Annotated in this window: 13 protein-coding genes; all 13 read left to right on the top strand. The window is 32.5% G+C overall.

Features of this window, described 5'->3' with window-relative positions:
• The 13 genes from ACIJYA_RS06480 to ACIJYA_RS06420 are packed head-to-tail and all read left to right on the top strand — an operon-like array spanning nt 1 to nt 15,273.
• The gene (locus ACIJYA_RS06480; RefSeq protein ID WP_435088184.1) at nt 1-1,617 is read left to right on the top strand and encodes a long-chain-fatty-acid--CoA ligase; all 1,617 of its coding nucleotides are present in this window, start codon (nt 1-3) and stop codon (nt 1,615-1,617) included.
• An 8-nt stretch (nt 1,618-1,625) separates the two neighbouring features.
• Nucleotides 1,626-2,402, top strand: a complete 777-nt coding sequence (locus ACIJYA_RS06475) for an alpha/beta fold hydrolase (protein ID WP_435088182.1) — start codon at nt 1,626-1,628, stop codon at nt 2,400-2,402.
• Nucleotides 2,399-3,508, top strand: a complete 1,110-nt coding sequence (locus tag ACIJYA_RS06470; RefSeq protein ID WP_435088180.1) for a dimethylsulfoniopropionate demethylase — start codon at nt 2,399-2,401, stop codon at nt 3,506-3,508. The genes ACIJYA_RS06475 and ACIJYA_RS06470 overlap by 4 nt, the downstream gene beginning before the upstream one ends.
• Before the next feature lie 19 nt (nt 3,509-3,527).
• Nucleotides 3,528-4,535: an aspartate-semialdehyde dehydrogenase gene (locus ACIJYA_RS06465; RefSeq protein ID WP_435088178.1), complete on the top strand. Its 1,008-nt coding sequence runs from the start codon at nt 3,528-3,530 to the stop codon at nt 4,533-4,535.
• Complete coding sequence (gene sdhC / locus ACIJYA_RS06460; protein WP_435088176.1) at nt 4,525-4,908, top strand: succinate dehydrogenase, cytochrome b556 subunit; 384 nt, start codon at nt 4,525-4,527, stop codon at nt 4,906-4,908. The genes ACIJYA_RS06465 and sdhC overlap by 11 nt, the downstream gene beginning before the upstream one ends.
• A complete protein-coding gene (sdhD, locus tag ACIJYA_RS06455; RefSeq protein ID WP_435088175.1) occupies nt 4,905-5,231 on the top strand; it encodes a succinate dehydrogenase, hydrophobic membrane anchor protein in 327 nt (108 codons plus the stop codon). The genes sdhC and sdhD overlap by 4 nt, the downstream gene beginning before the upstream one ends.
• Nucleotides 5,231-7,006: a succinate dehydrogenase flavoprotein subunit gene (gene sdhA / locus ACIJYA_RS06450; protein WP_435088174.1), complete on the top strand. Its 1,776-nt coding sequence runs from the start codon at nt 5,231-5,233 to the stop codon at nt 7,004-7,006. Before sdhD ends, sdhA begins: the two co-directional genes overlap by 1 nt.
• Entirely contained in the window at nt 7,006-7,785 is a 780-nt protein-coding gene (locus tag ACIJYA_RS06445; protein WP_435088173.1) for a succinate dehydrogenase iron-sulfur subunit, read from the top strand. Before sdhA ends, ACIJYA_RS06445 begins: the two co-directional genes overlap by 1 nt.
• Before the next feature lie 39 nt (nt 7,786-7,824).
• Nucleotides 7,825-9,318 carry a CoA-acylating methylmalonate-semialdehyde dehydrogenase gene (locus tag ACIJYA_RS06440; RefSeq protein ID WP_435088171.1) on the top strand — a complete coding sequence of 498 codons (1,494 nt, stop codon included), beginning with the start codon at nt 7,825-7,827 and terminating at the stop codon, nt 9,316-9,318.
• Nucleotides 9,319-9,326: 8 nt separating this feature from the next.
• Nucleotides 9,327-10,289 carry a malate dehydrogenase gene (gene mdh / locus ACIJYA_RS06435; protein ID WP_435088169.1) on the top strand — a complete coding sequence of 321 codons (963 nt, stop codon included), beginning with the start codon at nt 9,327-9,329 and terminating at the stop codon, nt 10,287-10,289.
• Nucleotides 10,290-10,291: 2 nt separating this feature from the next.
• Entirely contained in the window at nt 10,292-11,452 is a 1,161-nt protein-coding gene (sucC, locus tag ACIJYA_RS06430) for an ADP-forming succinate--CoA ligase subunit beta (RefSeq protein ID WP_435088167.1), read from the top strand.
• A gap of 1 nt (nt 11,453) precedes the next feature.
• Nucleotides 11,454-12,329: a succinate--CoA ligase subunit alpha gene (gene sucD / locus ACIJYA_RS06425; RefSeq protein ID WP_435088165.1), complete on the top strand. Its 876-nt coding sequence runs from the start codon at nt 11,454-11,456 to the stop codon at nt 12,327-12,329.
• Between the two features lie 34 nt (nt 12,330-12,363).
• Nucleotides 12,364-15,273 carry a 2-oxoglutarate dehydrogenase E1 component gene (locus ACIJYA_RS06420; RefSeq protein WP_435088163.1) on the top strand — a complete coding sequence of 970 codons (2,910 nt, stop codon included), beginning with the start codon at nt 12,364-12,366 and terminating at the stop codon, nt 15,271-15,273.
• Nucleotides 15,274-15,278: the final 5 nt, after the last annotated feature.

Raw genomic sequence — 15,278 nt, 5'->3', positions numbered from 1 at the left:
ATGAGTAGTTACGATGTAAATTTAGATAAGAACAAAGCTAATCATATTCCTCTTTCTCCATTAACTTTTTTAGAAAGAGCTAAAGATGTTTATCCCAATTATGAAGCAATAGTTTATGAAGATAGAAAGTATACTTGGTCAGAAGTTTATAAGAGGTCAGTAAAATTTGCTAGCGCATTATCAAAAATTGGAATTAGTAAAGGAGATACAGTTTCATTTTTAGCGTTTAATACTCCTGAAATTTTTGAGGCACATTATTCAGTTCCAATGACTGGTGGAGTGCTAAACACAATTAATGTTAGATTGGATGCAAACACTATTGCCTATATATTAGACCATAGTGAAGCCAAAGTATTAGTTGTGGACAGACAACTTCATGTAGAAGTTAAAAAAGCTTTAAGCATGATAGATAAAAAAATTATTATTATTGATATAAATGACAAATATGCAGATCAATCAAAGTTGGAAAAGATTGGTGAATATGAATATGAAGATTTTTTAGATACTGGCGATGAAAATTATGATTGGAAAATGCCAGAGGATGAATGGCAGGCTATTTCCTTAAGTTACACTTCAGGAACAACAGGTAACCCAAAGGGAGTTGTTTATCATCATAGAGGTGCGTACTTGATGTCTACTGGAAGTTCAGTTGCATGGAATATGCCGAATAGACTAAATTTTCTAACTATAGTGCCAATGTTTCACTGTAATGGCTGGTGTTATCCTTGGACTATCCCAATGTTAAACGGAAGAACCATTTGTTTAAGAAATATAGATGTTAAAAAAATTTTTGAATTAATAGACAAATATAAAATAACTCATTTTGGTGGTGCACCAATTATACTTAATATGATCACAGGAGCCCCAGAGAGTGATCGAAAAAAATTAAATCACAAAGTTCATGTATTAACAGCAGGAGCTCCTCCACCCAGTATCATTTTTAAGAAAATGAATGATTTAGGATTTGAAGTAATGCATGTTTACGGTTTAACGGAAACGTATGGCCATGTTACGCAATGTGCTTGGAATGATGAATGGAACAATTTTGATGAAGATAAGCAGAATGAAATTAAAGCACGACAAGGCGTTAGATATCCAAATACTGAAGGGGTTACAGTTATGCATCCTGAAACAATGAAGCAAGTTCCACATGATGGAAAAACTATTGGTGAAATTATGATCAGAGGAAATATTGTAATGAAGGGATATTTCAAAGATAAAGATGCAACAGATAAAGCGATGTCTGAAGGCTGGTTTCATACAGGTGATTTAGCTGTTATGCATCCTGATGGATACGTTAAGATACAGGATAGATCTAAAGATATAATTATTTCTGGAGGAGAAAACATATCATCTATTGAAATTGAAAATACACTTGCAAAACATCCATCTGTTTCCATTGCAGCAGTAGTTGCTAAACCAGATGATAAATGGGGTGAAGTTCCTTGTGCATTTATAGAAATAGTTAAAGACAAACTAGTTACGGAAAAGGAATTAATAGATTTTTGTAAAGAAACTTTAGCTGGATTTAAAGTTCCCAAAAAAGTTGTTTTCTGTGAACTTCCAAAAACATCAACAGGAAAAATTCAGAAATTTGAATTAAGAAAGCAATTCTAGGAAATTATTTGATATTCGAAATAGAAAATAAAAGTATTTATGCGTCAGATGCTGGTCAAGAATTAGATCATAAAAAAGAAACTATTATTTTTCTTCACGGCAGTGGTCTTTCTCATATAATTTGGTCTTTAGTTGAACAATTTTTTGCAAATAGAAATTTCAATGTTTTATCCGTTGATCTTCCTGGACATGGTAATTCTGCAGGGCCCTGTCTTCACACAATAGAAGAGATCGCAGACTGGTTAGAAAAAGTATTTATTAAATTGGAATTAAAACAAGTTATTTTAATTGGTCATTCTCAGGGGTGTTTGGAAATGCTTGAATACTCAAATAAATATAAGAGCAGAATAAACAAGTTAGTATTTGTTGGTGGCTCTTATAAAATGCCAGTAAATCAAGACTTAATAGACCTAGCTCAAAACGGAGACTCAGATGCTGTTAAATTAATGATGAAATGGGGTTACGAAGGGTCAAAAAAATTTATAGGTGGAAATCCTATAAAAAGAATAATCCAATCTCCGAAAGATATTAGTAGAATATTAGGAGTAGATCTTGTTGCTTGCAACAATTACAGCAATGGTTCAAATGCGGCAAAAACAATTGATTGTCCCACCATGCTTGTTTTGGGCTCCTTAGATAAAATGGTTAACATAGAAGTAGGAAAAAAATTTGCAAATATGATTAATAATTCTACAACTCACATTATTGATGAATGTGGACATATGATTATGATTGAAAAAGCTTTTGAAATGCGGGAAAAAGTCTTAGAATTTTTACAAAAATGAAACAGTATTCAATTGCAAAATCCAGGAGACTTAGAAGTACTCCATACACTTCAAGAATAGAGAAACAAGGTGTAACTGCTTATACTGTTTATAATCATATGCTTTTACCTGCAGCATTTGGATCTATTGAAGACTCATATGAGCATTTAAAAAAAGATGTTCAAGTTTGGGATGTTGCAGCTGAACGACAAGTTGAAATTCAAGGAAAAGATTCTGCAAAACTAGTTCAATTGATGACATGTAGAGATTTATCAAAATCTAAAATAGGAAGATGTTATTATTGTCCAATTATTGATGGTTCAGGAAATTTAGTAAATGATCCTGTAATCTTAAAGTTAGCAGAAGATAAATGGTGGATATCAATTGCTGACTCAGATGTGATTTTTTTTGCAAAAGGTTTAGCATCTGGATATAAATTTGATGTCAAAATTATTGAACCAGTTGTTGATATTATTGCTGTTCAAGGCCCTAAATCTTTTGATTTAATGGAGAAGGTATTTGGAAAAATAATTAAAGAACTAAAATTTTTTGGTTTTAGTTATTTTGATTTTGAAGGAGTAAAGCATTTAATTGCTAGATCTGGATGGTCTAAACAAGGGGGATATGAGGTGTATGTTCAAGACACACAATCAGGACAGAGATTGTATGACCACCTGTTTGAGATAGGAAAAGAATTTAATGTTAAACCAGGTTGCCCAAATTTAATTGAAAGAATTGAAAGTGGATTGCTTTCGTATGGAAATGATTTTGACAATAATGATAATCCATTCGAATGTGGTTTTGATCAATACGTTTCATTAGATAATGAAATAAATTTTTTAGGAAAAGAAAATCTTAAAAAAGTTAAACTAAATGGAATTAAAAAAAAACTTATGGGAATTAAATTTGAAGCTAAAGAGGTCAGCTTATCAGGATCATTAGACTTAAAAGATGAAAATAATAACATTATTGGAGAATTAAGATCAGCATGTTATTCACCACATTTCGAAAAAGTAATTGGCATCGCAATGATTAAAAAGCCTTACTGGGAAGTGTCTCTAAGTGTGAAAGCTGAGATAAACGGCAATATTTGTACTGGAAACGTTTGCGATTTACCTTTCATTTAGTATAAACTTTAACAAAATCATGAATATAGCTATTGTTGGAGCCACTGGTAATGTAGGCAGAAAAATATTAGAAGTTCTAGAAAGAAAAGATCTAGCTATAGATAATTTGTATTTATTAGCATCATCTAGAAGTGCAGGATCTAAAATTATTTTCAATGGAAAAGAGCATGAAGTAATCGATTTAGAGACTTTTGATTTTTCAAAAGTAAAAATTACTTTTTTTGCAGCAGGGGGAAAAATTTCAGAAAATTTTGCTGGAGTTGCCGCAAAACATTCTTTGGTGATTGATAATTCAAGTTTTTATAGAATGGACCCAGATGTACCATTAATAGTGCCTCAAGTAAATTCAGACCATTTACACAATATAAAGAAAAATATTATTGCAAATCCAAACTGCTCGACAGCTCAACTTGTCATAGCATTAAAACCGTTGCATGATTTATTTAAGATTAAAAGAATAGTTGTTTCAACATATCAATCAGTTTCAGGAGGTGGTAAGGCTCCCATGGATGAATTGATAGAGCAAACAAAACAAGTTTTACAAAATAATAAAATAGAGTCTAAAAACTTTACAAAGCAAATCGCATTTAATGCAATTCCTCACATAGATGTATTTTCAGATGATGGTTATACAAAAGAAGAACTTAAAATGACAAATGAAACAAAAAAAATTTTAGATAGCAAAATTGATTTAACGGCTACTTGTGTAAGAGTGCCTGTGTTAGTTTCTCATTCAGAGTCAGTTAACATGGAATTTGAAAATTCTTTTTCATTAGAAAAAGTTAGAGATGCCTTAGATAATTTTGAAGGATGTAAAGTAATTGATGAAAGAGCTGACAAAGGTTATTCAACGCCTATTGAAGCTGAGGGAAAAGATGAAACTTTTATTTCTCGTATAAGAGAGGACAAAACAGTAAGGAATGGCTTAAATATGTGGATTGTCTCAGATAATCTTTTACGAGGTGCAGCTTTAAACGCAGTTGAGATTGCAGAAACATTAATTAAAAATAATTTTTATGGAAAATAAAAATCCTTTATCTCCACATATACAAATCTATAGGTGGCACATTTCATCATTAGTATCTATTTCTCACCGAATAACAGGAATTATTAATATTGCTGCAATTACATTGATTTGTATTTGGGTTTCTTTTTTAGTGTTAGGTGATGCAAATTATAGTTTAATAAATCAATTCTTAAATTCTATATTTGGAAAATTTATTGCAATAGGTTTAGTTTGGTCTTTTAGCTTCCAAATGTTAAGTGAAATTAGACACTTGGTCATGGATATGGGCTATGGTTTTGAATTACAAACAACTCGTATCACAGGTTTTATGGTTATCTTTGGATCATTTGTATTAACTATTTTGATTTATTTAATAGGTAAAAATTTAATATGAATTTAGCTACAAAAAAATGGGTATTTTTAAAGATATCATCAGTGATGTTGTTACCGTTAATGTTTTGGTTTGCAGTAAATTTTATAGAAATTTATGACCAAAATCATTTTGAATTAGTAGAATTTTTTTCTAATTCAGTTTCTAAATTTTTATTTAGCTTATTTATTATTTTTGCTTACTTTTTTTCTGCACTAAATATTAGTGAGGTTTTTGAAGATTATATAACAGAGGATAAAATCAAATATGTCGCAAACAGACTATTATTTATTTCTGCTATAATTATTCCATTATTAACAATTATTTTTTTATTTAATCTAAACTAATGAGTTCTTATAAAATTATTGATCATGAATACGATGTTGTTGTTCTTGGAGCAGGTGGGTCTGGTCTAAGAGCTGCTGTAGGATTAAGTGAAGCTGGATTAAAAACAGCTTGTATTTCAAAAGTTTTTCCAACAAGAAGCCATACATCTGCTGCTCAAGGTGGAATTTCAGCTGCTCTAGGAAATATGGGTGAAGATGATTGGAGATGGCACATGTACGATACTGTAAAAGGTGCTGATTGGTTGGGTGATCAGGATAGTATTGAGTACCTATGTAAAGAAGCCCCAAAAGCAGTAATTGAACTAGAAAAATATGGTGTTCCATTTAGCAGAACTGAAGAAGGGAAAATTTATCAAAGACCATTTGGTGGAATGACTAAAAATTATGGAAACGGAATAGTACAAAGAACTTGTGCGGCAGCTGATAGAACGGGCCATGCAATATTGCATACTCTTTATGGACAAGCTCTAAAACATAATACTGAATTTTTTATAGAATATTTTGCTTTGGATTTATTGATGAAAGATGGTGAGTGTAAAGGATTGATTGCATGGAATTTAAATGATGGAACAATTCATAGATTTAGAGCACATACTGTAATTATTGCAACAGGTGGTTATGGAAAAGTATACTACTCAGCAACCTCAGCTCACACTTGCACTGGTGATGGTAATGCAATGGTTCTTAGAGCTGGATTACCTTTACAAGATATGGAATTTGTACAATTTCATCCAACAGGAATATATGGTCACGGTACTTTAATAACTGAGGGAGCTAGAGGTGAAGGAGGTTACCTTACAAATTCTAAAGGTGAGCGATTTATGGAAAGATATGCTCCTAATGCAAAAGATCTAGCTTCAAGGGATGTAGTAAGCAGGTCAATGTCAATTGAAATTAATGAAGGAAGAGGAGTTGGAAAAGATCAAGATCATGTTCATCTTAACTTAAGTCATTTAGATAAAGAAATTATTGAAAGCAGATTGCCAGGTATAACTGACGCTGCAAGATTATTTGCAAATGTTGATGTCACCAAAGAACCAATTCCAGTTGTGCCAACTGTTCATTATAATATGGGAGGTATTCCGACAAATTATAAAGGAGAAGTTTTAACAGTGAATGGTTCTGAAAAAACAGTGCCAGGCTTAATGGCTATTGGAGAAGCAGCCTGCGTTTCAGTTCATGGAGCAAACAGATTGGGGTCCAATTCTCTAATTGATTTAGTTGTTTTTGGAAGAGCAGCAGCAAAAAGAGCTGCTGAGCTGGTTAAACCTGGAGCACCACATGAAGAAATTAGTGAGAATGAAACACAAAAATGTATTGATAGATTTGATAAAATTAGAAATGCAGATGGAGACACTGGCACAGCTGAATTAAGACTAGCGATGCAGAAAACAATGCAATCTAAATGTGCAGTTTTTAGAACAGAAAAAACTCTCAAAGAAGGAGTTGAAGAAATAAGAAAAACTTATGATGGATTAGATTCTATATCAGTAAAAGACAAATCATTAGTATTTAATACTGATTTAGTAGAAACTTTAGAATTTGATAATTTAATTAGACAAGCTGTAGTGACAGTAGACTCTGCATATAATAGAAAAGAAAGTAGAGGAGCTCATGCTCGAGAAGATTATCCTAAAAGAGATGATGAAAAATTTATGCAACATACACTTGCCTGGTGCGATGGTAAGAACACAAAAATTGGCTATAGAGAAGTACATAAGTCCACTCTGACAAACGAAGTACAATATTTTCCACCGCAAGAAAGAGTGTATTAATGGTTCAAATAAATTTACCTAAAAATTCTGAAGTAACTAAGGGTAAATATTATCAAGATAAAACTGGTTCAAAAAATTTAAGAAAAGTTAGCGTTTATAGATGGGACCCGTCCACAGGAGAAAACCCAAGGTTAGATACCTATGAAGTGGATATGGATAATTGTCCATCAAAAGTTTTGGATATTCTTAATAAAATTAAGAATGAAATTGATCCAACATTAGCTTACCGAAGATCTTGTGCACATGGAGTTTGCGGATCTTGTGCTATGAACATGGGAGGTAAAAATGGCCTTGCATGTACCACACCTCATGCAGAAATTGATGGTGATATAGATATTTATCCCTTACCACACTTAAAAGTTAAAAGAGATTTGATTGGGGATTTAGATGGGCTTTACAAACAATATCAATCAATTGAGCCTTGGTTAAAAAATAATTCAACGAAAGAAACAACTGAAATAGTTCAATCAAAAGAAGAAAGAGCTAAACTTGATGGTGCCTATGAATGTATTATGTGTGCATGTTGTTCAACATCTTGTCCAAGCTACTGGTGGAATGGTGATAAATATTTAGGTCCTGCAGTTCTTCTTCAAGCTTATAGGTGGATCATTGATAGTAGAGATGAAGAGAGAAAAGCAAGATTAAAAAAAGTTGCAGATGAATTAAAACTTTATAGATGTCACACTATTCTAAATTGTACAAATGCTTGTCCAAAAGGCCTGAATCCAGCAAAAGCAATTGCTGAAATTAAAAAAATGATTGCTACAGCCAATGTTTAAATAGACTAATAAGCTTTTTTGATCTAAAAGACCCTATTCATGAAATTAATAGAGCACTTCGTTGGTGGAAAAATTATTCCTGGTTCATCAGATAAAAAGGGCAAAGTTTTTAATCCTGCAACTGGAGAACAAGAATCTGAAGTAAGACTTGCTTCAAAATCAGACTTAGATCAAGCAGTTGAAGTTGCTAAAAAAGCTTTTGAAACTTGGTCATTAAAACCTCCTCTTCAAAGAGCAAGAGTGATGTTTAAATTTAAAGAATTAATTGAAAAAAACTCGGATGAACTAACAAAATTAATAGTTTCTGAGCACGGTAAAGTTTATGATGACGCCCAAGGTTCACTAACAAGAGGACTAGAGGTAGTTGAATTTGCTTGTGGAATTCCTCATTTATTAAAAGGTGAGTTTTCAGAAAATGTAGGAACTAATGTTGATAGCTGGTCAATGAGACAGCCGTTAGGAGTTGTGGCTGGAATAACACCTTTTAACTTTCCAGCAATGGTTCCAATGTGGATGTTTCCAATAGCTATAGCATGTGGAAACACATTTATACTTAAGCCTTCGGAAAAAGATCCTTCATGTGCAATCAAATTAGCACAATTACTTACAGAAGCAGGGCTTCCAGATGGTGTATTTAACGTTATTAATGGAGACAAAGAGTCAGTTGATGCAATTTTAGAAAACAAAGATGTAAAAGCGGTAAGTTTTGTAGGATCAACACCTATTGCTAAATACATTTATGAAAATTCAGCTAAAAATGAAAAAAGAGTTCAGGCATTAGGTGGAGCTAAAAACCATTTAGTGGTTATGCCTGATTGTGATTTAGATGGAGCTGTAAATGGATTAATGGGTGCAGCCTATGGTTCCGCAGGCGAAAGATGTATGGCCCAATCTGTGGCGGTGGCTGTTGGTGACATAGGTGATGAATTAGTCTCGAGATTATCAAAAAAAGCTGAAGCTTTAAAAGTTGGTCCAGGCATGGATAAAACTTCAGAAATGGGACCCCTGGTTACTAAAGATCATTTAGCAAAAGTTAAAAGTTATGTAGATCTAGGTGTTGAAGAGGGAGCAAAACTAGTTGTAGATGGAAGAAACTTAAAACTCCAAGGTTATGAAAATGGCTTTTATATTGGTGGTTGCTTATTTGATCATGTTTCAAAAGACATGAGAGTTTATAAAGAGGAAATATTTGGACCAGTGCTATCAGTTATTAGAGTAAAAACTTTCGAAGATGCAGCTAAATTGATTAATGATCATGAGTATGGAAATGGAGTAAGCATTTATACTAGAGATGGAGATGCTGCCAGAACTTTTGCAAGTAAAATTCAAGTAGGTATGGTTGGTATTAATGTTCCAATTCCGGTTCCAATGGCGTTTCATAGTTTTGGAGGATGGAAAAGATCTTTATTTGGAGATAGTGCAATGCACGGTATGGAAGGAATAAAATTTTATACAAAATTAAAAACAGTAACATCAAGATGGCCATCAGGTATTCGTTCAAACGCGGAATTTGTAATGCCAACAATGAAATAAGGAAAAACATGACTAAAATATCATTAATTGGTGCAGGTCAAATAGGCGGAACATTAGCACACTTAATTGGAACAAAAGAGCTAGTAAACGAAGTAGTTTTGTTTGATGTTGCAAGCGGAATAGCAAAGGGAAAAGCTTTAGATATAGCGCAATCTTCATCAGTTGATGGTTTTAATGTAAAATTTTCTGGCACAGATGACTATAAAGATATTAAAGACTCTGATGTAATAATTATTACTGCTGGTGTACCAAGAAAACCAGGCATGAGCAGAGATGACTTATTAGGAATTAATTTAAAAATTATTAAACAAGTAGCAGAAGGAATTAAGCAAAATGCCCCTAACGCGTTTGTTATATGTATTACTAATCCTTTGGATGTCATGGTAATGGCATTTCAAAAATTTTCAGGTTTACCAGCTAACAAGGTTGTTGGAATGGCTGGAATTTTAGATAGCTCAAGATTTAAATTATTTTTGTCTTTAGAATTAAATGTTCCTGTAAAAGAAATAGATGCAATGGTAATGGGTGGACATGGAGATACTATGGTACCAATGCCTAGATTTACAAAAGTTTTAGGAAAACCTTTGCTTGATTTAGTAAAAGAGGGAAAAATTTCCAAAGAAAGATTAGAGGAAATAAATCAAAGAACTAGAGATGGTGGGGCTGAGATAGTGAAATACCTTGAAAAAGGATCTGCATTTTATGCGCCTGCAGCATCAGGAGTTCAGATGGCAGAAGCATATTTAAATGATGAAAAAAAATTATTACCATGTGCTATTCAGTTAAATGGTGAGTATGGTGTGAGCAATGTTTATGCAGGTGTTCCAGTAATTATAGGAAAAGATGGAGTAGAGAAAATTGAGCAAATTGATTTAGATGATAAAGAAAAAAAAGAATTTATGCATTCCATTGACGCAGTCAAAGCTCTTTGGGAAGCAGCGTCTAAAATAGATCCTGATCTTTCTAAGTAATAATGAACATTCACGAACATCAAGCCAAACAAATTTTAAAGAAATATGGTGCAACCGTTCCAGAGGGTGTGTTTGCACTTTCTGTTGATGAATTAGTAGAAAAAGCAAAATTATTAAATACAAAAAAATATGTATTAAAAGCACAAATCCATGCGGGTGGAAGAGGTAAAGCTGGAGGAGTAAAAATTTTAGATACTATTGAAGAGTTAACTGATGCAGCAAAAGAACTGATGGGAAAAACTTTGGTAACCCATCAGACAGGTCCTGAGGGTAGAGAAGTTAAAAAACTCTACGTTGAAGAGTCGTCAAATATAGATAAAGAGTTTTATTTATCATGTTTAGTCGATAGAGCTAGTTCTAAAATAGCTTTTATATCTAGTGATCAAGGAGGGATGGATATTGAAGAGGTAGCAAGTAGTTCACCTGAAAAAATTATAACAACAAAAGTTGATATAAATAATGAAATTTCAGATAAAGAATGTGAGGAGATAGTTAAAATCTTTAACTTAAGTGATAGTGCAAAAAAACAAGCAATTTCACTAATAAAATCAATTTATCAAATGTTTATAAATACTGATGCAAACATGGTTGAAGTTAACCCCCTAATTTTAACTAAAGAAGAAAAAATAATTTGCTTAGATGCAAAAGTAAATTTTGATTCTAACGCTTTATTTAGACACCCTGAAATTGTTGAGTTAAGAGATTTAAATGAAGAAGATCCAACAGAAATAGAAGCAAGCAAACATGATTTGGCTTACATTAAATTAGATGGAAGTATTGGCTGCATGGTTAATGGAGCAGGACTTGCTATGGCAACAATGGATATAATTAAATTATATGGAAAAGAACCAGCTAATTTTTTAGATGTAGGTGGTGGTGCTTCTAAAGAAAAAGTTTCTGCGGCTTTAAAGATAATTCTATCTGATAAAAATGTTAAGGGAATTTTAGTTAATATTTTTGGGGGAATAATGAGATGTGATGTACTTGCTCAAGGGGTAGTCGATGCTGCTAAAGAAATAAATATTAGTGTTCCATTAGTTGTTAGACTTGCAGGAACAAATTTCAAAGAAGGAAAAGAAATATTAGATAATTCAGGATTGAAATTGATATCTGCTGAAAATTTAGATGATGCAGCTAAAAAAATTGTAGAGGCAATAAAATAATATGTCTGTTTTAGTAAACAAAAACACAAAAGTAATTTGCCAAGGTTTTACAGGCGCACATGGTACTTTTCATTCTGAGCAAGCAATTAAATACGGAACCAATTTAGTTGGAGGAGTAACTCCTAAAAAAGGTGGTCAAAAGCATTTAGATAGACCTGTTTTTAATAGTGTTATTGAAGCAAAAAATAATGTTGGTGCGGACGCATCAATGATTTATGTTCCTGCTAAATTTGCTGCTGCAGCTATTATAGAGGCAATCGATGCATCTGTAGAATTGATTGTTTGCATTACTGAGGGTATTCCAGTTCAGGATATGCTTAAAGTTAGACAAAAATTAAATGGTTCTAAAAGTAGATTGATTGGACCAAATTGCCCAGGAATAATTACGCCAGATGAATGCAAAATTGGAATTATGCCAGGAAATATTCATAAAAGAGGTTCAGTCGGAATTGTATCTAGATCTGGAACTCTCACTTACGAAGCAGTTGCACAAACGACTGAGAACGGTTTAGGCCAATCAACTTGTATTGGAATTGGAGGCGACCCAATAAATGGAACAAACTTTATTGATTGTTTAGATTTGTTTTTAAATGACGAAGAAACAGAGTCTATTTTAATGATAGGAGAAATTGGGGGTACAGCAGAAGAAGAAGCTGCAGAATTTGTTAAAAATCACAAAATTAAAAAACCAATTGTTGGTTTTATTGCTGGAATTACAGCTCCACCAGGACGTAGAATGGGCCATGCAGGAGCTATTATCTCAGGAGGAAAAGGTGGCGCCGAAGATAAGATTAAGAAAATGGAAGAATTTGGCATTACAGTAGCAAAATCACCTTCAATAATTGGTAAAACTTTATTTAATAAATTGTCAAATTGAAAAATAATATTAGAGGATTATATTAAATAGATAGATGTCAGCATCAAAAAATCTCGAATACGAAAAAACCTCATTTTTAAACAAGTCTAATAGTGCATTTATTGAGCGAATGCACCTTAAGTTTGTTAACAAAGATGCAGATTTACCAGATAGTTGGAAGGATTATTTTGAGGGTATCGGAGATGAATTAAATATTATTGCAAAAGAAATTAATGGCCCTTCTTGGGGTCCTAAAAAAAACAAAATAGATATTGATGAGCTTCAGAAAAAAATTGATCAAGAAGATCATAACTCCAATGGTGCTGCTTCTAATGTGGGTGATACGAATGTAAATTCATCTGGATCAAACGAAGATTCAATAAAAGCTGTTTCGATGATAAGATCTTATAGGCAAAGAGGACATCTCATAGCTAAATTAGATCCATTAGAATTAATTAAATCAGATTATTTAGATGAACTTCACCCTGAGTCATTTGGTTTTAAAAAATCTGATTATAAAAAAAATATTTATTTAGGTGGTGTGATTAATAAACAAAATTCAAATATAAAAGAAATTTTAGAATTTTTAAAAAAAACTTATTGTGGATCAGTTGGATATGAATATATGCATATTTCAAATCCTACAGAGAGAAAGTGGTTTAGGGATAGAATTGAAAAATCAGAAGATGATTTAAGTTTTACTAAAAATGGTAAGGGAGCTATTTTGAATAAATTAATTCAAGCCGAGGGGTTTGAAAAATTTCTTCATACCAAATATGTTGGTACCAAAAGATTTGGATTAGATGGTGGAGAGAGCTTAATACCAGCTTTAGAACAAATTATTAAGATTAGTGGTCAATCACAAGTAAAAGAAGTAAAAATTGGAATGTCCCATAGAGGTAGGTTAAATGTTTTAGCCAATGTGTTGCAAAAATCATATAAGAGAATATTTAATGAATTTGCTGGAGAATTTGGAACTTCATCAGATGAGGGTGCGGGTGATGTAAAATATCATTTAGGTGCTTCATCTAATAGAGAATTTGATGGAAATTCAGTTCATGTTAGTTTAACTGATAACCCTTCACATTTAGAAGCAGTTAATCCAGTTGTGCTAGGTCAAACTAGAGCAAAACAATATTTCCACAAGGATAAAGAGAGAAACAAAGTAATACCAATTTTAATTCATGGCGATGCTGCTTTTGCAGGCCAAGGTGTTGTAGCTGAATGTTTTGCAATGTCTGGACTGCCTGGACATAATACTGGTGGTACAATTCACATAATAGTTAATAATCAGATAGGATTTACGACAAGCCCAAGATTTGCCAGGTCTTCCCCATACCCATCTGATGTAGCAAAGATGGTTGATGCTCCAATAATTCACGCAAATGGAGATGATCCAGAAGCTGTTGTTTATGCGGCTAGAATAGCAACAGAGTTTAGACTTAAATTCAATAGAGATGTAGTTGTAGATTTAATTTGTTACAGAAGGTTTGGTCACAATGAAGGAGATGAGCCATCATTTACGCAACCTTTGATGTATGAAAAAATTAGATCTCATCCTTCAACAATAAAAGTTTATGGTAAAAGACTTGTAGATGAAAATGTAATTTCAAATGAAAGTTTAGATAATTCAATTAAGACTTTTAAAAACTTGCTTGATGATCAGTTTAAAAATGCAAAAGATTACAAACCAAAAATTGCTTGGTTTGAAGGTACGTGGTCAGCATATAAACCTGAAAAAGGAAAAGATAAAAGAGGAGTAACGGGAGCAGATACTAAAAAGCTTTTACAAATTTCAGAAAAAATAAATGCTTCATCGGATGAATTAAATTTACATAAAACGATAGTCAAAATATTAAATAATAGAAGAGAAGCTGTTAAGAGTGGATCCAATATTGATTGGTCAACAGCTGAAGCTTTAGCATTTGGATCTCTTTTAGAAGAGGGCTATCCAGTAAGATTGGTTGGGCAAGATTCTGGAAGGGGAACTTTTAGTCAGAGACATTCAGTATTAAGAAATCAAAAAAATAACAGTCGATATGTTCCTCTAAATAATATTTCAAATAATCAAAAACAATTTGAAGTTGTTGATAGCTTTTTATCAGAATTAGCTGTTCTGGGATTTGAATATGGTTATAGTTTGGTTGAACCAAATACTCTTACTCTATGGGAAGCACAATTTGGAGATTTTGCGAATGGTGCACAAGTTGTGATTGATCAATTTATTGCATCAGGAGAGAGAAAATGGAGAAGAGCTTCTGGATTAGTAATGTTATTGCCCCATGGATATGAAGGTCAAGGACCAGAACACTCATCAGCTAGATTAGAGAGATTTTTACAGATGTGCTCAAATGACAATATGCAAGTTATGAATTGTACAACACCTGCAAATTATTTTCATGCTCTTAGAAGACAAATGCATAGAGATTTTAGAAAACCATTAATTATGATGACTCCAAAATCTTTACTTAGAAATAAATACTGTGTATCAAACTTAGAAGATTTTAGTAAATCGAATTCTTTTCATAGAATACTTTGGGACCATGCAATAGACCCACAAACAAAAGGTTTTATAAAATTAAAAGAAAGTTCAAAAATTAAAAAAGTAATAATGTGTTCAGGTAAAGTTTATTTTGATTTATTGGAAGCTAGAGAAAAATTAAAAAAAGATGATGTAATTTTATATAGAGTGGAGCAACTCTACCCATTTCCTGCGAAAACTCTTGTTAAAGAGCTTAAACCATACGCAAAGAATGCTAAATTTTTTTGGTGTCAGGAAGAGCCTAAAAATATGGGTGCTTGGTTTTCAGTTAGAGATTATATCCAATGGACATTGGATACTATTAAGGCTAATAATAATGAAATTTCTTATATAGGAAGAAGCCCCGATGCATCCCCAGCAACAGGATATGCAAAAAGGCATAATTCTCAACAACAAGAAATAATTGATAAGGTTTTTGAATAATTATA

Source organism: Candidatus Pelagibacter bacterium nBUS_29 (genome assembly GCF_051200905.1).
In the GTDB taxonomy this organism is placed as follows: domain Bacteria; phylum Pseudomonadota; class Alphaproteobacteria; order Pelagibacterales; family Pelagibacteraceae; genus Pelagibacter.
Note: the sequence above shows the minus strand (reverse complement) of the source record. Positions and strands in the feature narration are given on the sequence as shown.

Coding starts and splice junctions, on each gene's coding strand:
- sdhC (WP_435088176.1), top strand. CDS start 4,525: ATGGAAAATAAAAATCCTTTATCTCCACATATACAAATCTATAGGTGG.
- sdhA (WP_435088174.1), top strand. CDS start 5,231: ATGAGTTCTTATAAAATTATTGATCATGAATACGATGTTGTTGTTCTT.
- ACIJYA_RS06445 (WP_435088173.1), top strand. CDS start 7,006: ATGGTTCAAATAAATTTACCTAAAAATTCTGAAGTAACTAAGGGTAAA.
- ACIJYA_RS06465 (WP_435088178.1), top strand. CDS start 3,528: ATGAATATAGCTATTGTTGGAGCCACTGGTAATGTAGGCAGAAAAATA.
- ACIJYA_RS06480 (WP_435088184.1), top strand. CDS start 1: ATGAGTAGTTACGATGTAAATTTAGATAAGAACAAAGCTAATCATATT.
- ACIJYA_RS06470 (WP_435088180.1), top strand. CDS start 2,399: ATGAAACAGTATTCAATTGCAAAATCCAGGAGACTTAGAAGTACTCCA.
- sucC (WP_435088167.1), top strand. CDS start 10,292: ATGAACATTCACGAACATCAAGCCAAACAAATTTTAAAGAAATATGGT.
- ACIJYA_RS06420 (WP_435088163.1), top strand. CDS start 12,364: ATGTCAGCATCAAAAAATCTCGAATACGAAAAAACCTCATTTTTAAAC.
- sdhD (WP_435088175.1), top strand. CDS start 4,905: ATGAATTTAGCTACAAAAAAATGGGTATTTTTAAAGATATCATCAGTG.
- mdh (WP_435088169.1), top strand. CDS start 9,327: ATGACTAAAATATCATTAATTGGTGCAGGTCAAATAGGCGGAACATTA.
- ACIJYA_RS06440 (WP_435088171.1), top strand. CDS start 7,825: ATGAAATTAATAGAGCACTTCGTTGGTGGAAAAATTATTCCTGGTTCA.
- sucD (WP_435088165.1), top strand. CDS start 11,454: ATGTCTGTTTTAGTAAACAAAAACACAAAAGTAATTTGCCAAGGTTTT.